Annotated in this window: 22 protein-coding genes and 1 riboswitch; of the genes, 8 read left to right on the top strand and 14 right to left on the bottom strand. The window is 68.9% G+C overall.

Translation table 11 applies throughout. The features are described 5' to 3' along the window. Nucleotides 1-123: 123 nt before the first annotated feature. The 3 genes from mtgA to LK996_RS13070 are packed head-to-tail and all read left to right on the top strand — an operon-like array spanning nucleotide 124 to nucleotide 2,334. Nucleotides 124-870 (top strand): monofunctional biosynthetic peptidoglycan transglycosylase, encoded by a 747-nt coding sequence (mtgA, locus tag LK996_RS13080; RefSeq protein WP_230527801.1) that lies wholly within the window; start codon nucleotides 124-126, stop codon nucleotides 868-870. A 23-nt stretch (nucleotides 871-893) separates the two neighbouring features. Beyond that, nucleotides 894-1,946, top strand: a complete 1,053-nt coding sequence (locus LK996_RS13075; protein ID WP_230527800.1) for a glycosyltransferase family 2 protein — start codon at nucleotides 894-896, stop codon at nucleotides 1,944-1,946. Beyond that, nucleotides 1,906-2,334, top strand: coding sequence for a CBS domain-containing protein (locus LK996_RS13070; RefSeq protein WP_230527799.1), 429 nt, complete (start codon nucleotides 1,906-1,908; stop codon nucleotides 2,332-2,334). Before LK996_RS13075 ends, LK996_RS13070 begins: the two co-directional genes overlap by 41 nt. Nucleotides 2,335-2,475: 141 nt before the next feature. Here LK996_RS13070 and LK996_RS13065 read toward each other — a convergent pair whose 3' ends face one another. The 5 genes from LK996_RS13065 to LK996_RS13045 all read right to left on the bottom strand — a co-directional run bounded on the left by LK996_RS13065 (nucleotide 2,476) and on the right by LK996_RS13045 (nucleotide 8,970). Continuing rightward, nucleotides 2,476-4,476: an AsmA family protein gene (locus LK996_RS13065; RefSeq protein ID WP_230527798.1), complete on the bottom strand. Its 2,001-nt coding sequence runs from the start codon at nucleotides 4,474-4,476 to the stop codon at nucleotides 2,476-2,478. A gap of 80 nt (nucleotides 4,477-4,556) precedes the next feature. Continuing rightward, nucleotides 4,557-5,231: a PAQR family membrane homeostasis protein TrhA gene (trhA, locus tag LK996_RS13060; RefSeq protein WP_230527797.1), complete on the bottom strand. Its 675-nt coding sequence runs from the start codon at nucleotides 5,229-5,231 to the stop codon at nucleotides 4,557-4,559. Nucleotides 5,232-5,268: 37 nt separating this feature from the next. Further along, entirely contained in the window at nucleotides 5,269-6,873 is a 1,605-nt protein-coding gene (locus LK996_RS13055; protein ID WP_230527796.1) for a peptide chain release factor 3, read from the bottom strand. A 76-nt stretch (nucleotides 6,874-6,949) separates the two neighbouring features. Then, nucleotides 6,950-7,855 (bottom strand): peptidoglycan DD-metalloendopeptidase family protein, encoded by a 906-nt coding sequence (locus LK996_RS13050; protein ID WP_230527795.1) that lies wholly within the window; start codon nucleotides 7,853-7,855, stop codon nucleotides 6,950-6,952. Between the two features lie 2 nt (nucleotides 7,856-7,857). After that, nucleotides 7,858-8,970: an NHL repeat-containing protein gene (locus LK996_RS13045; protein WP_230527794.1), complete on the bottom strand. Its 1,113-nt coding sequence runs from the start codon at nucleotides 8,968-8,970 to the stop codon at nucleotides 7,858-7,860. Nucleotides 8,971-9,109: 139 nt separating this feature from the next. Beyond that, nucleotides 9,110-9,229: riboswitch (SAM riboswitch) on the top strand. A gap of 92 nt (nucleotides 9,230-9,321) precedes the next feature. Here LK996_RS13045 and metX point away from each other — a divergent pair. From metX to LK996_RS13030, 3 genes are all read left to right on the top strand, one after another. Beyond that, on the top strand, nucleotides 9,322-10,362 hold the full coding sequence (metX, locus tag LK996_RS13040) for a homoserine O-succinyltransferase MetX (protein ID WP_230527793.1): 1,041 nt from the start codon (nucleotides 9,322-9,324) through the stop codon (nucleotides 10,360-10,362). Further along, nucleotides 10,359-11,582, top strand: coding sequence for a cystathionine gamma-synthase (gene metB / locus LK996_RS13035; protein WP_230527792.1), 1,224 nt, complete (start codon nucleotides 10,359-10,361; stop codon nucleotides 11,580-11,582). The genes metX and metB overlap by 4 nt, the downstream gene beginning before the upstream one ends. Nucleotides 11,583-11,677: 95 nt before the next feature. Next, nucleotides 11,678-12,610 carry a homoserine dehydrogenase family protein gene (locus LK996_RS13030; protein ID WP_425493785.1) on the top strand — a complete coding sequence of 311 codons (933 nt, stop codon included), beginning with the start codon at nucleotides 11,678-11,680 and terminating at the stop codon, nucleotides 12,608-12,610. On the opposite strand, the gene LK996_RS13025 is transcribed toward LK996_RS13030, so the two are convergent. Beyond that, a complete protein-coding gene (locus LK996_RS13025) occupies nucleotides 12,541-14,745 on the bottom strand; it encodes a putative bifunctional diguanylate cyclase/phosphodiesterase (RefSeq protein WP_230527790.1) in 2,205 nt (734 codons plus the stop codon). The genes LK996_RS13030 and LK996_RS13025 overlap by 70 nt on opposite strands. Nucleotides 14,746-14,892: 147 nt before the next feature. Then, nucleotides 14,893-16,275, bottom strand: coding sequence for an L-serine ammonia-lyase (locus tag LK996_RS13020; protein WP_230527789.1), 1,383 nt, complete (start codon nucleotides 16,273-16,275; stop codon nucleotides 14,893-14,895). Between the two features lie 76 nt (nucleotides 16,276-16,351). Between LK996_RS13020 and LK996_RS13015 the strand changes: the two genes are divergently transcribed. Further along, nucleotides 16,352-16,576, top strand: coding sequence for a glutaredoxin family protein (locus LK996_RS13015; protein ID WP_230527985.1), 225 nt, complete (start codon nucleotides 16,352-16,354; stop codon nucleotides 16,574-16,576). 69 nt (nucleotides 16,577-16,645) lie between these two features. On the opposite strand, the gene LK996_RS13010 is transcribed toward LK996_RS13015, so the two are convergent. The 3 genes from LK996_RS13010 to LK996_RS13000 are packed head-to-tail and all read right to left on the bottom strand — an operon-like array spanning nucleotide 16,646 to nucleotide 18,531. Then, complete coding sequence (locus tag LK996_RS13010) at nucleotides 16,646-17,209, bottom strand: YceI family protein (protein WP_230527788.1); 564 nt, start codon at nucleotides 17,207-17,209, stop codon at nucleotides 16,646-16,648. Then, a complete protein-coding gene (locus LK996_RS13005) occupies nucleotides 17,202-17,810 on the bottom strand; it encodes a cytochrome b (RefSeq protein ID WP_230527787.1) in 609 nt (202 codons plus the stop codon). Before LK996_RS13005 ends, LK996_RS13010 begins: the two co-directional genes overlap by 8 nt. Nucleotides 17,811-17,829: 19 nt before the next feature. Continuing rightward, nucleotides 17,830-18,531 (bottom strand): YceI family protein, encoded by a 702-nt coding sequence (locus LK996_RS13000; protein WP_230527786.1) that lies wholly within the window; start codon nucleotides 18,529-18,531, stop codon nucleotides 17,830-17,832. 211 nt (nucleotides 18,532-18,742) lie between these two features. Here LK996_RS13000 and LK996_RS12995 point away from each other — a divergent pair, with 211 nt between their 5' ends. Further along, nucleotides 18,743-19,828, top strand: a complete 1,086-nt coding sequence (locus LK996_RS12995) for a M23 family metallopeptidase (RefSeq protein WP_230527785.1) — start codon at nucleotides 18,743-18,745, stop codon at nucleotides 19,826-19,828. A 21-nt stretch (nucleotides 19,829-19,849) separates the two neighbouring features. Here LK996_RS12995 and hemE read toward each other — a convergent pair whose 3' ends face one another. From hemE to LK996_RS12975, 4 genes are read right to left on the bottom strand one after another with little or no spacing between them, the layout of a single operon-like run. Further along, on the bottom strand, nucleotides 19,850-20,911 hold the full coding sequence (gene hemE / locus LK996_RS12990) for a uroporphyrinogen decarboxylase (protein ID WP_230527784.1): 1,062 nt from the start codon (nucleotides 20,909-20,911) through the stop codon (nucleotides 19,850-19,852). Nucleotides 20,912-20,951: 40 nt separating this feature from the next. After that, entirely contained in the window at nucleotides 20,952-21,209 is a 258-nt protein-coding gene (locus LK996_RS12985; RefSeq protein ID WP_230527783.1) for a WGR domain-containing protein, read from the bottom strand. Between the two features lie 27 nt (nucleotides 21,210-21,236). Then, complete coding sequence (gene aroB, locus LK996_RS12980) at nucleotides 21,237-22,319, bottom strand: 3-dehydroquinate synthase (protein WP_230527984.1); 1,083 nt, start codon at nucleotides 22,317-22,319, stop codon at nucleotides 21,237-21,239. After that, nucleotides 22,316-22,858, bottom strand: coding sequence for a shikimate kinase (locus LK996_RS12975; protein ID WP_230527782.1), 543 nt, complete (start codon nucleotides 22,856-22,858; stop codon nucleotides 22,316-22,318). Before LK996_RS12975 ends, aroB begins: the two co-directional genes overlap by 4 nt. Nucleotides 22,859-22,882: the final 24 nt, after the last annotated feature.

Genomic DNA, 22,882 nt, shown 5'->3' with positions numbered 1-22,882 from the left:
TGTCGCCCGGTCGTGAGGCTGCGCTCGCACGCCCCGCGTGGTCGCGGATAATGCGCGCCGCACGCACGACTGGGGCAAATCGTGGCATCGGGAACAGGGGCAGATGGGGCCGGCAAGCGCCGGATGCAAGCGCGGCCGCGCCGGCGACGCCTGTTGCGGTGGCTGCTGATCGCGCCGCTGCTGTTCGCGTTGCTGACGGTGTTGCAGGTGTTGTCGTTGCGCTTCATCGATCCACCGATGAGCGCGTTCATGGTCGGCCGCCACATCGAAGCGATCGGCGCGGGCGACTGGTCGTATCGCACGCATTACGCGTGGCGCGACCTCGAAGCGATCGCGCCCGCGCTGCCCGTCTCGCTGGTCGCGGCGGAAGACCAGAACTTCGCTTCGCACCACGGTTTCGATTTCAAGGCGATCGAGAAGGCGCGCGCGCACAACCAGCGCATGCTCGAACGCGCGGCGAAGCGCGGCACGCCGGTGAAGCGCCTGCGCGGCGCGAGCACGATCTCGCAGCAGACCGCCAAGAACATGTTCCTGTGGCGCGGCCGCAGCTGGATGCGCAAGGGACTCGAGGCCTGGTACACGGTGCTGATCGAAACGTTGTGGTCGAAGCACCGCATCCTCGAGGTCTACGCGAACGTCGCCGAGTTCGGCGACGGCACCTACGGCGCGCAGGCGGCCGCGGTGCGCTTCTTCAACCGCAACGCCGACAAGCTGACGCCCGCGCAGGCCGCGCGCCTCGCCGCCGTGCTTCCCAACCCGCGCCGTTACGACGCCGGCCACCCCGGCCCGTACGTCCAGAAACGCAGCGCGGCCATCCAGCGCCAGGCAAACCATCTCGGCGGTTCTGCATGGTTGCGCGCACTCGACTGATCCCGCTGCTCTAACATCGCCGCATGGACGCACACCGACCCGACAAGCCCATCCGCAACGCGCCCGGCCTGACCGTGCTCGTCGCCGCCTACAACGAAGCCGACGCCTTGCCGCTGCTGCAGCCGCGCCTGGCCGCCGTGCTCGACGACCTGGCGCGCGACGGACTCGCTTCTCGCGTGCTCTACGTCGACGACGGCAGCCGCGATGCGACCTGGTCCGTGCTGCAGTCGATGGCCGATGCCGATCCCCGCGTCGCCGTGCTGCGCCTGTCGCGCAACTTCGGCAAGGAGGCGGCGCTCACCGCGGGGCTCGACCACGTGGGCGACGATGCGGTGCTGATCCTCGACGCCGATGGACAGGATCCGCCGGAACTGATCCCCGAATTCGTCGCACGCTGGCGCGAAGGCTTCGACGACGTGCACGGCACGCGCCTGGCGCGCGAAGGCGAGACCTGGCTCAAGCGCGCGACCGCGCACGCGTTCTATCGCGTGATCGGCCGCCTCTCGCGCACGCCGGTGCCGGCCGACACCGGCGACTTCCGCCTGCTGTCGCCGCGCGCCGTCGCCGCGTTGCGACAGTTGCGCGAGCGCAATCGCTTCATGAAGGGCCTGTTCGGCTGGGTCGGCTTCCGCCAGGTGTCGGTGCCGTACCACCGGGCGCCGCGCGCCGCGGGCACCAGCAAGTTCAACTTCTGGAAGCTCTGGAACTTCGCGATCGAGGGCATCACCGGCTTCTCGACCGCACCGTTGCGCGTGGCCACCTACGTGGGCCTGGTCACCGCGTTGCTGGCCTTCCTCTACGCCGCCTGGATCATCGTGAAGGCGGTCGCCTGGGGCGACCCGGTCGCGGGCTGGCCGACGATGATGGCGGTGATCCTGTTCCTCGGCGGCGTGCAGCTGATCGCGCTGGGCACCATCGGCGAGTACCTGGGCCGCCTGTACGAGGAGGCCAAGCAGCGCCCCCTCTACCTCGTGGACGCCTGGCGCCCCGCGACCGGAGTATCCTCGGCGCAGGCAACGGCGGAGGGACACGACGATGCGCACGGTACGCCACCTGCTCGAATCGAAAGCGCCTGAAGTCTTCGCGATCGGGCCCGACCAGCCGGTCCTCGATGCGATCAAGCTGATGGCCGAGAAACGCATCGGCGCACTGCTGGTGATGCAGGCCGGCAAGCTCGTCGGAATCATTTCCGAACGCGATTACGCGCGGAAGGTCGTGCTGCAGGGACGCTCGTCCGCGAGCACGCCCGTCGCCGACATCATGACCAGCGACGTCGTGCGCGTCGGCCTCGCCGACACCGCCGACCACTGCATGCAGATCGTCACCGACAAGCGCATCCGCCACCTGCCGGTGGTGGATGGCGATGCGGTGCTGGGCGTGATCTCGATCGGCGACCTGGTCAAGGCCGTGATCGAAGATCAGCAAATAGAAATCGACCAGCTGCAGCGGTACATCGCGTCGTAATCGACGCGATGTACCGCTGCTGCCCAAAGTTTGCTACGCAAACTTCGGGCCCCGAGGCATGCATGCCAATATCCCCCGCTGACGCGCGCCCCTTTTACTAAAAGGGGCTACTCCACCAGAGAGGCCACTTCGCCAGAGAGGCTACTTCGCGTATTTGCCGCCGCACTGCGCGTCGTCGCCCGGGCCGAGTTCGAGCGTCGCGAGCAGCGCCGCGGGCGGGGCGATGCTGCCGAGCGTGAACGCGAGCGCCGCGCGCAAGGTCACGCGGCCCATGTCGGGGCGGAACGACGGGTCCTTGAACGTGCCGTCGACGAGGAGCGGTGCGCGGAAGGAGAACAGGCTGCGGTCCTTCGGGCGCGGCCGCAGTTTCAGGTCGAGCGTTTCGTCGCGCAGGCTGACGTTGCCTTCGCCGACGATGAGCGTGTCGGTCGTGTCGAACGCGAGCGAGCGCGCCGTCATCACGCCATCCTTCACCGCGAAGTCGCCGAACGCGCAGCGGATCGGGATGCGCTTGTCGCCCTGCACCAGGAATTTGAGCGCTTCGGCGATGTCGATGCCCGCGAATTCCATCAGCAGGTTGCTGACCTGACCCTTGCCCATGCCGAGCTGCGCGTCGCCGTTCGACGTGCCGAGCATGCGCGCGATCGAGTTGCCCGTCCCCGTGAGGCGAACGTCGCCGCCGATGCGGCCGATCGCGTCCTTCATCACCTCCGGTTCCGGGATGAGCTTGCCGAGATCGAGCCCGCGCGCGCGGATGTCGGCGCGCGTGCGGATCGGCGATTCGCGCGCGTCCATGCGGATGGTCGAGCGGACGTCGCCGCCGGCGACGCCGAAGTTCAGCGGATCCAGGCGCAGCAATCCCGCATCGAGGAACAAGTGCGCGTCCATGTCGTCGAGCGGGAGCTTCGGTGCGTTGATCCGTTGCGCCTTCCAGCGCACGTCGGCGTCCATCGAACGCAGCTTGTCGAGTTCGTAGGGATGATCGGGCAGCAGGCGCGTGCGCGCGTTTTCGCGCGCGGCCGCGGTGCGTTGTTCCGGCGTCGCCGATTCACCCGCGCCGGCTTGCGGCGGCTTGCCGACGAAGCCCGCGAGGTCGTCGAAGTCGAGCCGCTTCGAGACGAGGTTCGCCACGAGGATGGGGCGCTTGCGCCCGGTCTCGAAACTCGCGTCGCCCGACAGGTCGCTGTCGCCGAGGCGCCCGGTGAAATCGTCGTAATGCCAGATGTCGCCCGTCTCGTCGGTGCCGGTGCGCGCGGTCGGCGTGATCTCGCGCGTGAGGCGTCCGTCGAACGCGTACGGCGGCGAGTCCGGCGCGGCGATGCCGAGCAGCGGATACAACTCGGCGAGGTTGCGTCCCGACAATGCGAGCTTCACGTCGAAGCCGCGCATGCGGAACGGATCGAGCAATGTTCCTCGCACGTGGCCCTTGGTGCTTCCCGCGGTGGCGTGCACGTCGATGCGATACGGGCGCGTGGTTTCCTTCAATGCGATCGGCGATTCGCCGCGGCCGTGCATCGTGAACTTGCGGCCTTCCCATCGGCCGCCGCCGTTGGCGAGGATGGGCGGTGCCTGCGACGTCGGATCGCGCAGGTCGCTGCGCACGGCGACATCGATATCGGTCTTCTTCGCGGCATCGATGAAACGCACGCGGCCATCGTCGATCCACAGCGCGCCGTACTGCGTGGTGCCCGTGGACGGTTCGCCGAACGTCCAGTTGCCTTCACGCTGCGGGCCGTATTCCAGGCGCAAGCGTGGCTTGCGCAAGCGGATCTCGGGGATGCGCACTTCGCGATGGAAGAGCAGGGGCTTGAGCTCGATCGCGATCTGCAGGCAGTCGGCCGACGCCATCGTCGGTTCCTTCGCCCACGTGGCGTTGCCGAAACGGAAGCCGCCGATCTGCACGAGCGGCGTCCAGCCGAAGCGGTCGACATCGAGGTTGCCGGTGATCTCGAAGCTGCGGCCGGTGCGCGCTTCCACCTGGCGCTCGACCAGCGGCTTGAACCAGTTCCAGTCCCAAAACGCGAGCAACACGACGATCGCGAGTACGAAAACGCCGAGCGTCGTCCACCACGGATGCCGCGCGAGCACGGCCACCGCTTCGGGGCGCGTGCGTTGCGTTGCCGGTGTGCGCGGCTCTTCCATCCCGCGACGATTGCGGCGACGCGGTCGAAACGCGGTGAATGCGTTGCGCGGGGTTCAGCGACGCGAACGTGAAGACACGCTCACGCGGTGTGCAGCACCTGCGCCATCACCGCGACGTAATGACACAGCGTGCCGGCGATGACGAACACGTGCCACACCGCGTGCGAGTAGCGCATCGAAGGCCGGTGGTAGAACACCGTGCCGAGCGTGTACGAGAGGCCGCCGGCGAAGAGCCAGCCGAGCGTCCAGGCGTCCAGCGCCGCCCACACCGGCTTGATCGCGACGATGATCAGCCATCCCATGGCGACATACACGAGCGTCGACACCAGCTTGAAGCGCCCGGTGAAGAAGAGCTTGAACACGATGCCCGCCGCGGCGAGCGACCAGATCGCGATGAAGAGGTTGCGCCCGATGTCGCCACGCAGGCCGATGAGCGTGAACGGCGTGTAGGTGCCTGCGATCAACAGGTAGATCGCACAGTGGTCGAAGACCTTCAGGCGCGCCTTGGTGCCCGGGTGCGAAGCCGCGTGGTAGAGCGTCGAGGCGACGTAGAGCAGCAGCATCGACGCCGAGAACACGATGGCCGCGGCGAGTTGCCAGCCATCGCCGCGCAGTGCGGCGAGCGTGATCATCACGATGCCGCCGGCCAGCGCCGCGACCGCGCCGAAGCCGTGGGTCAGCGCGCTGGCCCGTTCTTCGCGGGCGGCGAGCACGGCACGCGCGTGAACGTCGGGGGCGAGCTCGGCGGGCTGCATGTCGCCGAGCATCCCCTCATCGACTGGAGCTTTTGCTTCAGTCGATGGCGACCGCATGCGCGTGCTCGCGCGTGGCCAGGAACTGCACCGCCGGCGCGCGTTCCATCGCCAGCTGCAGATTGACGCGCGTCGGCGCGAGGTAGACCAGCTGGCCGGCCGCGTCGAGCGAGAGGTTGAGCGCGTTCTTCTCGCGGAACTCCTCGAGCTTCTTCGCGTCGTCGCAGCGGATCCAGCGCGCGGTCGCGACCTGCACCTGCTCGAAGGTCGCGTCCACGCCGTACTCGTCCTTCAGGCGATAGGCGACCACGTCGAACTGCAGCGTGCCCACCGCACCGAGGATGAGATCGTTGGACATCAGCGGGCGGAAGAACTGCGTCGCGCCTTCCTCCGACAACTGCGCCAGGCCCTTCTGCAGCTGCTTGAGCTTGAGCGGATCGCGCAGGCGCGCACGGCGGAACAATTCCGGCGCGAAGTTCGGGATGCCGGTGAACGACAGCGCCTCGCCTTCGCTGAAGCTGTCGCCGATCGAGATCGTGCCGTGGTTGTGGATGCCGATGACGTCGCCCGGATACGCGGTCTCGACGATCTCGCGATCGCTCGCCATGAAGGTCAGCGCATTGGCGAGCTTCACTTCCTTGCCGGTGCGGTTCTGCATCGCCTTCATGCCCGCGGTGAACTTGCCCGAGCAGATGCGCATGAACGCCACGCGATCGCGATGCTGCGGGTCCATGTTCGCCTGGATCTTGAACACGAAGCCCGACAGGTGCGATTCGTACGGGCCCACTTCGCGCGTGGTGGTGGCGCGCGGCTTCGGCGGCGGCGCGTGTTCGACGAAGAAGTCGAGCAGCAACTGCACGCCGAAGTTGTTGACGGCCGAGCCGAAGAACACCGGCGTCTGCTTGCCGGCGAGATACGCGGCCGGATCGAAGGGGTGCGAAGCGCCCTGCACGAGTTCGAGTTCGTCGCGCAGTTCGGAGAGCATCGCGTCGCCGAGGCGCTCGGCCACGCCCGGATCGTCGAGCGAGGGGAAGATCGTCGAATCCTGGCGCGTGAAGTTGCGGCCCGGTTCGTACAGATGCACTTCGCCGGTGACCAGGTGCACGACGCCCTTCAGACGCTGGCCCATGCCGATCGGCCACGTCACCGGCGCGCACTGGATGCCGAGCACCGATTCCACTTCGTCGAGCAGGTCGATCGGCGGCTTGCCTTCGCGATCGAGCTTGTTGATGAAGGTCATGATCGGCGTGTCGCGCAGGCGACAGACTTCCATCAGCTTGATCGTGCGTTCCTCGACGCCCTTGGCGACGTCGATGACCATCAGCGCGGAGTCGACCGCGGTGAGCACGCGGTAGGTGTCCTCGCCGAAGTCGGCGTGGCCCGGCGTGTCGAGCAGGTTGACGATGCGGCCTTCGTACGGGAACTGCATCACCGACGAGGTGACCGAGATGCCGCGTTCCTTTTCCAGCGCCATCCAGTCGGACGTCGCATGGCGCGCGGCCTTGCGGCCCTTCACCGAACCGGCCATCTGGATCGCGCCGCCGAACAGCAGCAGCTTTTCGGTCAGCGTGGTCTTGCCGGCGTCGGGGTGCGACACGATGGCGAAGGTGCGCCGGCGCGCGGCTTCGAGGGAGACATCGGACATGGCGACGGTGCGCGAACGCGCACGGGGGGAGTCGGAAAGGCGGCGATTTTAACCCGGGACGCCGGGACCGGGCGGGTCAGGGCCGATCCGTCACGCCCGTCATGCGGAAGGGGATCGAGACCAGCTTCATGCCCCGGTTCACCTGCACCGCGAAATGCAGGTGCGGCCCGCTGGTGAAGCCGGTGTTGCCCGACAGGCCGATGCGCTGCCCGGTGCGCACGCGCTGGCCGACGCGGACCAGCACGCCTTCCTCGCGCAGGTGCGCGTACAGGGCCATCGTGCCGTCGTCGTGGAGGACGCGCACGTAGTTGGCGCGGCCACCGTATTTCTCCAGGTCCAGGCCGGCCTTGTCGAAGTCGGACTCGACCTGCATCACCGTGCCCGCGCGCGCGGCCAACACCGGCGTGCCCTGCGCGGCGCGGAAATCGATCGCGTACTGGTTCTGCGTGTCGGTGTGGCTGAAGCGGCCGTTGAAGCCCTGTTCGACGCGCAGCTTCTCGCGCGGGATCGGCAGGCCGTACACGATGTCGTCCGGCGTCGCGCGCGGATCGCCGGGCACCACTTCCATCGCCAGGCCGAACTCGCCGGCGCCCGCGCGAACCGGCATCAGGCGCGCGAGCAGTACCGACCCGTTGGCCGGCACGGTGGCGCGTGCGGGAAGTTCGGGTTCGCCGCGCGTGTTGACCGACTTGGTGAACTTCAGCAGCACTTCGACCGGGCCGGCGATCGCGTTGTCGGCGAAGGCGAGCGACATGCCTTCCTCGCGTTCCAGGCGCAGGCGCGCCATCGCGCCGGGCTCGGCGCGCACGGGAATCACGCGGACCTGCTGGCCTTCGAGCTTCGCATCGGGCGGCGGACGGTCGCCGTAGTGCACGACGCCGTTCTTGTCGACCCACCGATACACCTTGCCCGCGTGCGCGCCCATTGCGACGCATGCGAGCGCCACGCAAGCCACCGCCAGCCATCGCACGTGAGCGCGCATAGTCAGTCGACGCAATCCTTCGACAGGTTCAACGCATTCGCGACGTCGCGCAGGTCGAACGCCGCCACCGCCTTGTCGTCGTGCACCGCAAATAGCGCGCCGCCCGGGAAGTGCGGCATCGACGCGGCATGCAACGCGACGCCGTCGGTGTGCGCGGTGGTGCTGCCGCGGAACGTGCCGCGCGGTTCGAGCGTCACGCGATCGAACAGGTGGAACAACGTCAGCGGCGCGAGCTGGTCGACCGCGATCCAGTAACCGCCGCCGTCGGGGCAGGTCCACAGCACCACGCCCTCGGCCTCGGCGCCGAAGCTGTCCTGCGGCAGGCTGCGGCCGGTGTACTGGCCGGAGAAACTGTATTCGCGCAGCGTCGATTCGTGGCGACGGTCTTCGTCGGCGATCAGCAGGCGGTCGTTCGCGCGGTCGCCGGCGATCGATTCGACCATGCGCAGCGCGCTGTCGGCCTTCGTGTCGCCGAACGCACCGCCATAGTTGGCGCGGAGCTGGCCGGCCTGGTCGAACTGCACGCGATAACGACGCACGCGCTGGCTCAACTCGTCGAGCGGCGGCACTTCGTCGAACTGCTTGCCGTACATGAAACTGTCGGTCACGTAGACCTCGAGTTCGCCCGGTTCGGTTTCGTTGACCCACAGACCGTAGGGGCTGCGCAGTTGTTCCTCGCCGAACGTGCCGACGAACTGGAAGTCGGGGAGCTTGAGCACCTGCACGCGATGGTTGTCGCGCTCGACGACGAACAGGTGGTCGCCGTACACCGCGATGCCGTTGGGGCGATTGAACTGGCCGGGGCCGCTGCCTTCGCCGCCGAATTCGCGCAGGCGCGTGCCGTCCTCGGCGTCGTAGACGGTGAGGCGATGCGACGACTTGCCCGTCGCGATCAGCCACGTCATGCCGTCGTCGGCGAGCCAGGTGGCGAGCGAATCGAGCTCTTCGGCGGGCGTTTCCACGGTGATGTATCGCTCGGCCACGGTCACCGGTTCAGGCGCGGAGGCCTGTGCGGGTGCGGAAGGAGCGGGGGTTTCGGGGGCGGGCGCGGTGGCGCACGAAGCGGCCAGCAGCGAACCCAGGAGCAGGGGGAGGAATCGGATGTGGGATGGCATGGCGCCAAGTATGCGCGAGCGTGAATGCGGAGTGCTCACGACCCGCGCACATGGGGGGCGGACCGCGCCCACCCAACAACGAATCGCTTCATCCGGATAAAGCGATTGACAAGCCGCCGGGTCGGCGGCATCCTGCGGCCATCCATCGAGACCGGCTGAGGGACAGGCCCGCAGACGCCGGGGCAACCGCGACATCGCGCAAGCGATGGCGATTGGTGCCAAATCCTGCGGGGGCCCCGTGCCCACCGGCAGATGGATCGAATTCCGCGCGACGTTGCGCGGCGCTCGATTCGCATCTGACGAAACCCCCGCAGCGCGCTCGATGGCGGCCCACCGACCATGGAGTGCGAGATGCCCGCCGCCGCTGCCCGATCCTTCGAAGTTCTCCCTTCCGTTCGCCACGTCGATGCCGCGGGCGACACGCCCGATGCGTGTCGCGGCGAGTTCCCGCTGACCCTCGCGTTCCGCCATGCCGGCGTGCAGCGCGTCGTCGTGCGCTGGGAAGTGCGCGGCGCCGCGCACCTGCCCATCGTCGCCGTGCTCGGCGGCATCTCCGCGCATCGCCACGTCGCCGCGAGCGATGCGTTCTGCGAACGCGGCTGGTGGGACGCACAGGCCGATGCACGCTGGCTCGCGACGCACCGCGTGTTGTCGATCGACTGGCTCGGCAGCGACGGTGCGCTCGACGTGCCGATCGACACCGCCGACCAGGCCGCGGCGCTCGCGGCGGTGCTCGACGCGCTCGATATCGATGCGCTCGACGCGATCGTCGGCTGCTCGTACGGCGCGATGGTCGGCCTCGCGTTCGCGGTCGCGCATCCCTCGCGCGTGCAAAAGCTCGTCGCCATCGCCGGCGCGCATCGCCCGCATCCTTTCGCGAGCGCATGGCGCGCGCTGCAGCGCAGCGTCGTTGCGCTCGGCCAGTTGCAGTGCGACGAAGCGCAGGGCCTGTCGATCGCGCGCCAGATCGCGATGCTGAGCTACCGCACGCCGGAGGAATTCGGCGCGCGCTTCGACGCCACCCCCATCCTGGACGGCGGCAGCGCACGCTGCGCCTCCGAAGCCTGGCTCGCCGAACGCGGCGCGTCCTGGGCAAACCGCACCTCGGCGACGGCGTTCGTGCGCCTGTCGGAGTCGATCGATCTGCACGCCATCCCTCCCCCGGCGGTGCGCATTCCGACGACGCTCGTCGCCTTCGCCGAGGACCAGCTGGTCCCGCCCGACGACATCCGTACGCTCGCCGCCGGCATCGCCGCGCCGGTGCGCCTGCAGGTGTTGCATTCGCAGTACGGGCACGACGGGTTCCTCAAGGAGCCTGACGCGATCGCGCAGGTGCTCGCGCGTGCGCTCGATGTCGGTGCGCTCGATGGAAAGCGGGAGGTGTGCGCATGAGCGCGTTGCCTCCGGACGGGCAGAATCTGCACACCCTGCATCCGAGCACCGCGGCAGTGCGCGCGGGCATCGATCGCGACGAGGCCTTCGGTGCGGTCGTGCCGCCGCTCGTGCTGTCGTCGAACTTCAGCTTCGCCGGCTTCGACGACAAGCGTCGCTACGACTACACGCGCAGCGGCAATCCGACGCGCGACCTGCTCGCCGACGCGCTCGCCGAGCTCGAAGGCGGGGCGGGCGGCGTCGTCACTTCGACCGGCATGGCCGCGATCACGCTCGTGTTGCATGCGTTCCTGCGCCCCGGCGACGTGCTCGTCGCGACGCATGACGCATACGGCGGCAGCTGGCGCCTGTTCGACGCGCTCGCACGCAAGGGCCACTTCGAACTCGTGCTCGCCGATCTCTCCGACCCGCGTGCGCTGACCGCCGCACTGGATCGCAAGCCGGCGCTGGTGTGGATCGAAACGCCCTCCAATCCGCTGCTGCGCATCACCGACCTGCGCTTCGCGATCGACGCCGCGCACGGCGCCGGCGCGCGCGCGGTGGTCGACAACACGTTCCTGTCGCCCGCGCTGCAGCAACCGATCGCGTTCGGCGCGGATGTCGTCGTGCATTCGACGACGAAGTACATCAACGGACACAGCGACGTCGTCGGCGGCGCGGTGGTCGCGCGTTCGCAGGAAGACCACCAGCAACTGACGTGGTGGGCCAACGCGCTCGGTTTGACCGGTGCGCCGTTCGACAGCTTCCTCACTCTGCGCGGGCTGCGCACGCTGGGCGCGCGCCTGCGCGTGCACCAGGAGAATGCGCAGGCGATCGCCGCATTGCTCGACGATCACCCGGCGGTACGCGCCGTGCACTATCCGGGCCTGTCGCGCCATCCGGGCCATGCGCTCGCGAAGCGGCAGCAGTCGGGGTTCGGCGCGATGCTGTCGCTCGAACTCGATGGCGGCGTCGATGCGGTGCGTGCGTTCCTCGACGGCCTGCGCTGCTTCACGCTGGCCGAATCGCTCGGCGGCGTCGAAAGCCTCGTCGCGCATCCGGCCACGATGACGCATGCGGCGATGTCGGCCGAAGCGCGCGCGAACGCCGGCATCGGCGATGGCCTGCTGCGCCTGTCGGTGGGCATCGAACACGCGGACGACCTCCTCGCCGACATCAGCGATGCGCTCGAACGCGCGCACGCGGTGGTGCGCGAAGCGCGCCGCGAGGTCGCGACGTGAGCGCGCCGCTGCCCATCGCGCTGTACGGCACGGGGCAGGTGGGTCGCGCGGTGCTCGCGCGGCTCGAACGCTTCGCCGACGCGTCGCTTGTCGTCGTGCACGTGGAGAACTCGCGCCACGAATGGAGCGACCTCGATGCGGACGCGGCGCAGATCGTCCTCGACGCAACCGCGAGCGACACCGTCGCGGCGCGCCACGCCGAGTGGCTCGCGCGCGGCGTGCACGTGGTGACGGCGAACAAGCTCGGACGCGGCGCCTCGCTCGCGCGCGCCGATGCGATCGAACAGGCGTGCATCGCCAGCGGCGCACGCTACGGCGACGCCGCGACCGTCGGCGCGGGCCTGCCGTTGCTGCGCAGCCTGCGCGCGCTGCGGGCGGGCGGCGATGCGATCCACGGCGTGGCGGGCGTGTTGTCCGGTTCGCTCGCGTGGCTGTTCGCGCACTTCGACGGTCGCGTGCCGTTCTCGACGCTCGTGCGCGAAGCGCGCGCCGCCGGCTACACCGAACCGGATCCGCGCATCGACCTGTCCGGCGAAGACGTGCGGCGCAAGTTGCTGATCCTCGCGCGTGCCGCGGGCGTCGCGCTCGAGGCCGACACCGTGCAGGTCGAATCGCTGGTGCCCGATGCACTCGCGGCTGCCGACCTGGATGCGATCGACGAACAGCTCGCGACACTCGATGCGCCGATGCAGTCGCTCCTCGATGCCGCGCGCGAAACCGGCGCCCGCCTGCATTTCGTCGCGCGCTGGCACGACGGCGTCGCACGCGTCGGCCTCGAAACACTCGTGGCCGGCCATCCGCTCGCGGCAGGCGGGGGCACCGACAACCGCGTCGCGATCCGCTCCGCGCGCTACGCCGGGCAGCCGCTCGTCATCCAGGGCCCGGGCGCGGGCGCCGACGTCACCGCGGCCGCGATGCTCGACGACGTGCTGGCGATCCGCGACGCGCTGCGTGGCGCTCAGGCGATCCGCAGCGTCGCGACGTCCTCGAAGAACGCATCGATCGGCTGGGGCCGGCTGATCGCGTAACCCTGCGCGTAATCCACGCCCATCGCGCGCAGGCTGTCGAGCTGCGCGCGGGTTTCGGCCTGCTCGGCGACGGTGCGCTTGTCGAGCACGTGCGCGATCTCCGTGATCGAACGCACGACCGCTTCCGCCAGTTCCGAGTTGCCGAGGTCGCGCACGAAGCTGCCGTCGATCTTCAAATAGTCGACGTCGAGGTGCTGCAGGTAGCCGAACGAACAGAAGCCGGTGCCGAAGTCGTCCAGCGCGAAGCGGCAACCGAGGTCGCGCATGCGCTTGATGAACCGCTGCGCGCGCGTGCGATCGCGCACGACGTTCGTTTCGGTGATTTCCAGGCACAGGCGTTCGGCGGGTACGCTGCTGCGGCGCAGGCGTGCGGCGAAGTAATCGCTGAATTCTTCGTCCACGAGCGTGCCGCCGCCGAGGTTGATGCCGCAGTGGTGGATGGTGTCCGCGTACTCGGGATGCGTTTCGAGCCAGTGCAGCACCGCATCGACCACGTAGCGATCCAGGCGCGGCCCGAGGCGATAGCGTTCGGCGGCGGCGATCAGTTCCGCCGGTGCGCGCGGCGCGCCGTCGGCATCGGTCCAGCGCAGCAGGATCTCGAAGTTGCGCTTCGTCGTCGCCAGCGGATCCAGCGGCACGATGGGCTGGCAGTACAGCGTGAAGCGACGCTGGTCGAGCGCTTCGCGCACCTGCAGCGCCGACCGCATCGACGCGGTGCGCACCTTCAGTTCGTCGCCTTCGCGCGAGGCCGCGACCAGGCGGTTGCCGCCGTATTCCTTCGCCGCGAAACACGCGGCGTCGGCGTGCGAGAGCAACGTGTCGAAGTCGCCGTGCGGCGCGCGGCTGTGCGCGATGCCGATGCTCGCCGCGGCGGTGAGCATCTGGTCCTGCCACGCGATGCGCAGGCCGTCGATCGAAGCGAGCAGGCGACGCCCGCAGGTGATCGCAGCCGATTCGGTCACCGGCACGAGCACCGCGAATTCGTCGCCGCCGGTGCGCGCGACGAGCGCGTCGTCGCCGAACTCCGCGGACACGAGCCCGCCCACCGTGCGGATCATGTCGTCGCCCGCGACGTGGCTCGCCGAATCGTTGACGAGCTTGAAGTGGTCGAGGTCCAGGTACAGCAGGCTCAGGTCGCGATGCGCATCGCCCGCGAGCTTTTCGCGCGCGCGCTCCTCGAACGTGCTGCGGTTGAGCAAGCCGGTGAGCGGATCGCGCGTGGCGCGCGTGTACAGCGCGATCGCGGTGTGGCGTTGTTCGTACGTCGCGATCGCGAGCAGGACCGGGATCACGGAGATCAGGATCAGCAGCAGCATCAGCACCGACGAATCGAGCAGCGTCAGCGGACGGGTGAAGCCGCCGAGCCCGAGCCCGGTGAGCAGGCTGATGAAGGTGACGACGAGGATCGTGCCCACCATCGTGGTCAGCGGCGAGAACCGCACCGCGGCCCACAACAGCAGCGCGAGCGGCAGGCTCACGAGGCCGAGCGCGTAGAGGTTGCCGCTGTTGCCCGCGGTGACGATGCCCGCGAGCGAGAGGATCAGGCCGAGGCCCCACGCGACCTGTTCGCGGCGACCGACGCGATCGCGCCACAGGCCTTCACGCAATCCGCCGTCGGCGAGCAGCACCGAGAAGGCCGGCGTGAATGTCGTGATGCCGAGTGCGTCGCCCATCGCCCACAACACCCAGGCGCGCAACGTGTGGGAGGGATCGACGATGCCCGCGTGCAGCAGGCCCGCGGTGCCGATGGTCGCGCTGGTCGCGGCGAGCAGCAGGCCGCCGCGCAGCAACATCAATCCGTCCGCGGTGCGCAGGTGCAGGCCGTCGCCGCGTCGCGCGCGTTCGGCGTACCAACCGGCGACGAGCGCCGCGATCGTGTTGCTCGCGATCGAATAGGGCAGGAAGGTCTCGGGGACCGGAAGGACCGTGAGATGCAGCGCGATGACCGCGAAGGGCACGACCACCGCCCAGCGCTTGCCCCAGCTGACGACGAGGGCGAACCCGATGCCGGCGCTCGGCCAGAACAGCGTGATGTCTTCGGGGGTGCGCAGGTACAGCGACGCCATGACCGCGCCGGCGTAATAGAGACCGGTCAGCAGCAGGAATCGGCGAAGCGTCCCCAGGGCGTCTGCCATGGGGCGAGTGTAGGGCCAAAGCGGTGGAAAGCGGGAAACGGGAAACACGGGAAACGGGAGGGACAGGCCACTTCGGCCGACGGGTCCGTCGGCCGAAGTGAAGGCCGATTTCCCGGTTCCCGAGTTTCCCGTTTCCCCGTCGTTACATCAGCACTCGATGACATTCACCGCGAGGCCGCCGCGCGAGGTTTCCTTGTACTTGTCCTGCATGTCGCGCCCGGTGTCGCGCATGGTCTTGATGACCTTGTCGAGCGATACCTTGTGCTTGCCGTCGCCGCGCAGCGCCATGCGCGAGGCGTTGATCGCCTTCACAGCGCCCATCGCGTTGCGCTCGATGCAGGGAATCTGCACGAGGCCGCCGATCGGGTCGCACGTGAGGCCGAGGTTGTGCTCCATGCCGATCTCGGCCGCGTTCTCGATCTGGCCCGGCGTGCCGCCGAGCGCGGCGGTGAGGCCCGCGGCCGCCATCGAGCACGCGACGCCCACTTCGCCCTGGCAGCCGACTTCCGCGCCGCTGATCGACGCGTTCTCCTTGTAGAGGATGCCGACCGCGGCCGCGGTGAGCAGGAAGTCGAACACGCCCTGTTCGGTCGCGCCGGGGCAGAAACGATCGTAGTAGTGCAGCACCGCGGGAATGATGCCCGCCGCACCGTTGGTGGGCGCGGTGACCACGCGACCGCCCGCGGCGTTCTCTTCATTCACCGCGAGCGCGTAGAGGTTGACCCAGTCGAGCACGGTCAGCGGATCGCGCATCGCCGCCTCGGGTCGCGACGACAACTCCGCGTGCAAAGCCGGCGCCCGTCGCGCGACGTGAAGGCCGCCCGGCAGCGTGCCGCTCTCGCGGATGCCGCGCTGCACGCACGATTGCATCGCGCGCCAGAGTTCGCGCAGGCCTTCGCGGATCTCGTCGCCTTCGCGCCACGCGTGTTCGTTGGCGAACATCAGCTGCGCGAAGCTGAGCCCCGTCGCTTCCGCCTGCGCGAGCAACTCGGCGCCGCTGTGGAAGGGATGCGCGAGCTCGGTCGTGTCCGCGACGATGCGGTCTTCCGCTGCTTCATCCTGGTTGACGACGAAGCCGCCGCCGACCGAGTAGTAGTCGCGCGTGGCGAGCACGTTGCCTTCCGCGTCGAACGCGGAGAAGCGCATGCCGTTGGTGTGGAACGGCAGCTTCTGGCGCTTGTTCATCACCAGGTCCTGCTTCTCGTCGAAGGCGACCTCGTGCTTGCCCAGGAGGCGCAGCGTCTTCGTGCCGCGGATGCGCTCGAGCGCGGGCGGAATGATGTCGGGGTCGATCAGGTTCGGCATGTGGCCTTCCAGCCCCATCAGCACCGCCTTGTCGGTGCCGTGGCCGCGCCCGGTGAGCGCGAGCGAGCCGAACACTTCCGAGCGCACGCGCGCCACCTGCGACAACTTGCCGGACGCATCCAGCCACTTCTCGGCGAAGCGGCACGCCGCGCGCATCGGGCCGACCGTGTGCGAGGAACTCGGTCCGACGCCGATCTTGAAGAGGTCGAAGGTGCTGACGGCCATGGGCGTGCTGACTGCGGGACTGCGGAGAGATCCCTATTCTATGCCCCTCGTCCAACCGAAGCTTGCTGCCAGCACCATGCGCATCCGTCTGTTCCAGCGCGACGATTGCCCGCTTTGCGACCAGGCCCTCGCGGTCCTCGCCGCCGCCCGCACGCCCGATTTCGAATCCGTGTGGATCGACGACGACGAAGCGCTGGAAGCGCGCTACGGCGCGCGCGTGCCGGTCCTGCGCGATGAGGCGCGCGACGCTGAGCTCGACTGGCCCTTTGACGCAGACAAGGTCCGCGCCTTCCTCGCGTGAAAAAGGGGTCAGAGCACCTTTTCACGGAAAAGGTGCTCTGACCCCCTTTTTCGACCCCTTTTTCCGCCGTCACCCCTTCGGCGTGAAAACGACCTTCGTCGTCACGGTGATGGGATCGGGCAGCAAATCAGTGTCGGCCCATTCGCCCGCGCCGATGCCGAAGTCGAGGCGCTTCACCGTGGCCTTGCCGTCGAGCACGGGCTTCGCGCCCGGCGTCCACGTGAATGTCAGCGTCACTGGTTTGCTCACGCCGTGCAGCGACAGCGTGCCGTCGGCGGCGAAGCGATTGCCGCCGAGGGCGCGGAATTTCGTTGCGGTGTAGCGCGCCTGCGGAAACCTGGCGCTGTCGAAGAACTCGGCGCCCCGCATTTCGACGTCGTAATCCTCGGTGCCGGTCGTCGCGTTGACCATCGGGATCACGACATCGAGGCGCGCACCCGCGAGTTGCTGCGGATCGAAGCGCATGCGCGTGGCGAAGCCGGGGAAGCTGCCCGAGAACGCATCGCCCTGGTACGTGCCGGCGAATTCGAGCTTCGAACCCGCGGCCTGCGTCCAGTCGCCGGCGAACGCACCGAAGGACGCGGCGGCCAGCGCGCACGCGAGCAGCAGCGGACGAAGAACGGACTTAGACATCGCGGGAGTCCTCCGTCACGCGCAGCCACCCGCGCGGCAACATGCGCTCGAGCGTGGCATCGCGCTGGAACAGGTGATGGTAGATCGCGGCCGACGCATGCACGAGCGCGAGCGCGATCAGCGCCCAGAACAACAGCTCGTGCACGTCCTCGGAGAGTTCGTGCAGGTCGTGGTCCTTGCCGGCGATCGCGGGCACGCGGAGCAGGCCGAACCACCACAACGGAAAGCCCGACGCGGAGTTCATCACCCACCCGCTGATCGGCACCGCGAACAACAACACGTACAGCCCGAAGTGCGCGAGCGTGGCGATGCGGTGCTGCCACGTGGGGATCGTTTCGATGCGTGGCGGCGCGCCGGCGAACAGGCGCCACACCACGCGCAGCGCAACGAGTGCGAGAATCGTCAGGCCGATCGACTTGTGCAGCGCATACAGCTGCACCTTGTCGGGGCTGGTGCGCATTCCGGTCATCGTCAGGCCGACGATCGCCATGACGACGATGCCGATGACGATGAGCCAGTGGAACGCCTGGCTGACCGGACCCCAACGTTCGACGTTGCGGTACCGGCGGGGGGACGGATCGAGGGGCATCGCGGCGCTCATGTGCGGGATCGTGGCGAGTTTACGGTCGCGTGTCGATGTCGGGCGCGGGTGCGACCGTCGCGGGCGAGGGCAACGCGACACTCGACGGCGGCGCGACGCTCGTTGCAGATGGGACGCTCGAAGGCGCCGCGGGTTCCTGCATCCCGTCGCGCGTGCGCGCGCCTTCGGCTTCGATGCGCAGTTCCACTTCGTCGCCGACCACGTTCGGATACGCGGTGATCGCGAACACGCGGCGGCTCAGCGTGCCGGTCGCGGAGAAGCCCGCGGTGCGGCGGAACGGCGGCATCGGATGGCGCTTGGCCTGGTGGAACACGACATCCAGCTTCACCTCGCGCGTCACGCCGCGCAGGGTGAGGTTGCCGAACACGGTCGCATGCGTCGCATCGATCGGTTCGATGCGCGTGGACACGAACGTCGCCTCGGGGTGGTCCTTCGCATCGAGGAAGTTGTGGCCGAGCACGGCGTCGTTCCACTTCTTGTCGCCGAAGTCGAGGCGGTCGATCGGTACCTTCGCTTCGACGCGCGCCTTCGACCAGTCCTCGGGGTCGAACACGAACGTGCCGGTCGAACCGGACACCGTGCCCATCGGGTTGGAGAAGCCGGCGTGGCTCACCGCGACCATCACGCGCGTGTGCACGGGGTCGAGCGCGTACGTCGTCTCCTCGGCGTGCGCCGGCAACGACGGCACGCTCGCCAGGAGCAGGCCGGCGAGGAGCAACATGGCGAATCGCGAAACGATGCGGTCGGGCATGGTCGGGGCTTGCACGCGTGGGATGGTCGTGGATGGCCCGCGTCGCCCGGAAGGTTCGACGCAGGCCGCCATCCTAGACCGGCTTGCGTGAATCGTGCGGCCGGCGTCCCGGAGCGCCGCAAGCCTGCAACCGCGCGCCGCGCGGCCGTATCCGCTGGGAACCCGTCGAAGGAGCGTCCGCATGCGCGTTTGGCTGCTGTTTTGTTTGCTGGGCGTGGCGCCGCTGGCCGCCGCCGCACCGACCGTCACCACGCTGCCGTCGCAGCCGCTGGTCGAACGCATGCGCGATGCGCGGCATCTGAACTTCGACCTGGTGTTCGCCAACGACGGCGACGTGGCGCTGGAACTGACGGGGCTCGAACTCACGCTGTTCGATCGCGAGGGCCGCTTCTTCTCGCAGCGGCGGCTCGATCGCAATGGCGACTCGACGACGATGTCGCTGGCCACCTTGCCGAATCGCACGTTGCCGGCGAAGGGCAGGCTGGTCGTGTTCAATCCGTTCGCATCGTTTTCCGCGGACGCCTGGCTCGGCGACCTGCGTTATGTCGCGACGTTCCGCCCGGCCCGCGACGACGATGGCGCAGAAACGCGCGTCGAACTGCGCATCGCGCCGAAGGACTTCACGCCGCGCAGTGCGTTGCACCTCCCGCTCGACGGCGAGGTCTTCGTGCACGACGGACACGACCTGCTCGCGCACCATCGCCGCCTCGACATCACCGGCGGCATGACGACGCACTTCGGCATCGACGCGAACTTCATGCGTTACGCGCACGACTTCACCGTCGCCGACGCGCAGGGGCGCCTCTATCGCACCGACGGCGCGACGCCGGAAGACTGGTTCGGCTACGGCGCACCCGTGCATGCGACCGGCGACGGCGTGGTGCACGTCGCGCGCGACGGCATGCGCGACAACCGCAAGGGCGCGCCGCCCGCGTTCACGCAGGAACAGATCATGCAGGACCTGACGCTGTTCCTCGGCAACTACGTGGTGATCGACCACGGCAACGGCGAGTACAGCGTGTTCGCGCACCTGAAGGAAGGCAGCGTGCGCGTGCGCGCAGGCCAGCGCGTGCGCGCAGGCGAAGCGATCGGTGCGATGGGCATGTCGGGCGACGCCTTCCTCGTGCACCTGCATTACCAGCTGCAGTCGGGGCCGAAGTTCGAGGAAGGCTTGCCGGCGTACTTCGCGAACGTGCGCGTGAAGACCGGCGACGGCTGGAGCCCGCAGTACACGGGCCCCGTGGATTCGGGCGACGTCGCGCGCTGAAGCACGCGCGACTTCATCGCATCACCGTGCGCTGTGCTTGTGCACTTCGTCGACAAGCGCGCCGACGTGCTCGGGATTCATGTCCGGCGACAACCCGTGGCCCAGGTTGAACACGTGGCCGTCGCGCGATCCGCCATTGCCCGCGACGTAACTGTCGAGCGCTTCGCGCACGCGCATGCGCACGCTGTCGGGCGAGCCGTACAACATCGCGGGATCGAGGTTGCCCTGCAGCGCGACGCTGCCCTTCGTGCGACGCGCGGCCTCTTCGAGTTCGATCAGCCAGTCGACGCCGACGCCTTCCGCGCCGCTCGCCGCGAGTTCCTCGAGATACGGCGCATTGCCCTTGCCGAACAGGATCAGCGGCGCGCCGTCGCGCTTCAGTTCGCGCGCGATGCGCGTGAGGTACGGCAGCGAGAACTCGCGATACATCGACGGCGACAACACGCCGCCCCACGTATCGAACACCTGCAGCGCCTGCGCGCCCGCTTCGTACTGCGCGCGCAGGTACGCGATCACCGCGTCGGTGTTGACCGACAGCAGCGCGTGCATCGCCTTCGGATCGTCGAGCGCGAGCTTCTTCACCTTCGAGAAGTTGTCGCTGCCGCCGCCTTCGACCATGTAGCAGGCCAGCGTCCACGGGCTGCCGGAGAAGCCGATCAGCGGCACGCGCCCGTCGAGTTCGCGGCGGATCACCGACACCGCGTCCATCACGTAGCGCAGTTCGGTCGCCATGTCGGGCACCGCGAGCTTCGCGATCTCGGCGGCTGATCGAACCGGGTGTTCGAACTTCGGGCCTTCGCCTTCGACGAAATACAGGCCCAGGCCCATCGCATCGGGCACGGTCAGGATGTCGGAGAACAGGATCGCCGCGTCGAGGTCGAAGCGCGCGAGCGGTTGCAGCGTGACTTCACAGGCGAGCTCGGGGTTCTTCGCCATCGCGAGGAAGCTGCCGGCCTTCGCGCGCGTGGCGCGGTACTCCGGCAGATAGCGGCCGGCCTGGCGCATGAGCCAGACGGGCGTGGCGTCGACGGGTTCGCGACGGAGCGCGCGCAGGAAGCGGTCGTTCTTCAGGGTGGGGGACACGCGGGATCTCTGTGAATGCCGGGGGGAATGCTGGTCTGGATCAGGGGCGCGGCGCGTCGGCGCCCTGCACGAACATCAACTGGAAACCTTTCTTCAGTTGCAGGTCGCGCGCATGTTCGAACGCCGCGAGTGCGCTGCCCTGGTCGAGGTATTGCTCGCGTTTCAGCGAGCTGCGCCCGCCGATCTGGCCCGTTTCGCGAACGAGCGTCCAGCCGCCGAGCAGGTCGGCCTCGAGCATCAGCTGGACGAAGCGCGGGGCCTCGCGACCGTTGGGTCGTTCTTGCAGGAGCATGCGCATGCGGGGCGCATTGTAGCCCCCGGGCCTTCAGAGGACGGCGAGGACCGCGTCGTCCGGCACGTCGGACAGGACTTCCGCACGACCCGCGCCGCGCCAGACGACGAAGCGAAGGCGCCCGGCCGCGGCCTTCTTGTCCAGGCGCATGCGGGAGACCAGCGCATCGGGTGCCAAGCCCGCGGGCACTTCGACGGGCAGGCCGAAACGCGCGAGGAGCGCTTCGAGTCGGCGGGCATCGGCCGCGTCCGCGAGGCCGAGCTGCGTCGAGAGATGCGCCGCGCGCACCATGCCGACGGCGACCGCCTCGCCGTGGTTCAGGCCGCCGTAGCCCTGTTCGGTTTCGATTGCGTGCGCGAAGGTGTGGCCGAAGTTGAGCAGTGCGCGCTCGCCGTGTTCGAGCGGATCGCGTTCGACGATCGCGGCCTTGTGCGCGCAGCTGCGGGCGATCGCCTCGGCGAGTGCGCCGGCGTCGCGCGCGAGCAGCGCTTCGGCGTGTGCGTCGAGCCAATCGAGGAACGCGTCGTCGCGGATCGCGCCGTACTTCACCACTTCGGCCAGGCCCGCGCGCAGTTCGCGGTCGGGCAGGGTGCGCAGCGTCGCGGTGTCGGCGAACACCGCGCGCGGCGGATGGAAGGCGCCGACGAGGTTCTTGCCCTGCGGCAGGTCGACCGCGGTCTTGCCGCCGACCGAGGAGTCGACCATCGCGAGCAGCGTCGTCGGCAACTGCACGCAATCGATGCCGCGCATCCAGCACGCCGCGGCGAATCCGGCGATGTCGCCGACCACGCCGCCGCCGAGCGCGAACACGCACGCATCGCGCGTCGCGCCGAAGTCGGCGAGTTCGCGCAGCAGTTCGCCGAAGCGATCGAGCGTCTTCGCCGATTCGCCGGCGGGCATGCACGATACGATGCAGCGCACGTCGGGGCGCGCGGCCTGGATGGCGTCGGCGACATCGCGTGCATACAACGGTGCGACGTTCGCGTCGCTGACGAGGAACGCATGGCGCCCGCGCACGTGCGAGGCGAGCGCGGCGCCGTCGCGCAGCAGGCCATCGCCGATCGCGATGCGATAGGGCGCTGCGCCGCCAACGTCGACATGCCGCGCGCCGCTCATGCCGCGGCCTCGCTGCGTCGCCATTGCGCATCGACGATGGTCGCCAGGGCCGTCGCGGCGTCCTCGGGCTTCATGCCGTCGGTGGCGAAACGCAGGTCCGCGACTTCGGCGTACAGCGGCGCGCGCGCCTGCGCGAGATCGCGCAGCACCGCTTCGCGATCGTCGCGTTGCAGCAACGGGCGCGTGCGATCGCGCGCGAGGCGTTCGAGTTGTCCGTCGACGTCGAGATCCAGGCACACGACGAAGGCGCGTTCGCGCAACGCGCGGCGATTGTCGTCGGCGAGCACGACCCCGCCGCCCGCGGCGATCACCTGGCTCGGTGCGCGCAGCACTTCGTCGAGCATCGCGCGCTCGCGCGCACGGAAGCCGGCTTCGCCTTCGAGTTGGAAGATGGTCGTCACCTTCGCCCCGGCGTTCGCTTCGATTCGCGCATCCATGTCCGTGAAGGGCAGCCCCAACCGCGCCGCGAGGCGGCGGCCGATCGAGGTCTTGCCGGCGCCCATGGGGCCGACGAGGACGAGGTGCGGGGCGGGATTCATACCCGGCGATAGTAATGCGCGAGA

Source organism: Noviluteimonas lactosilytica, assembly GCF_020866925.1.
GTDB lineage: Bacteria > Pseudomonadota > Gammaproteobacteria > Xanthomonadales > Xanthomonadaceae > Noviluteimonas > Noviluteimonas lactosilytica.
Note: the sequence above shows the minus strand (reverse complement) of the source record. Positions and strands in the feature narration are given on the sequence as shown.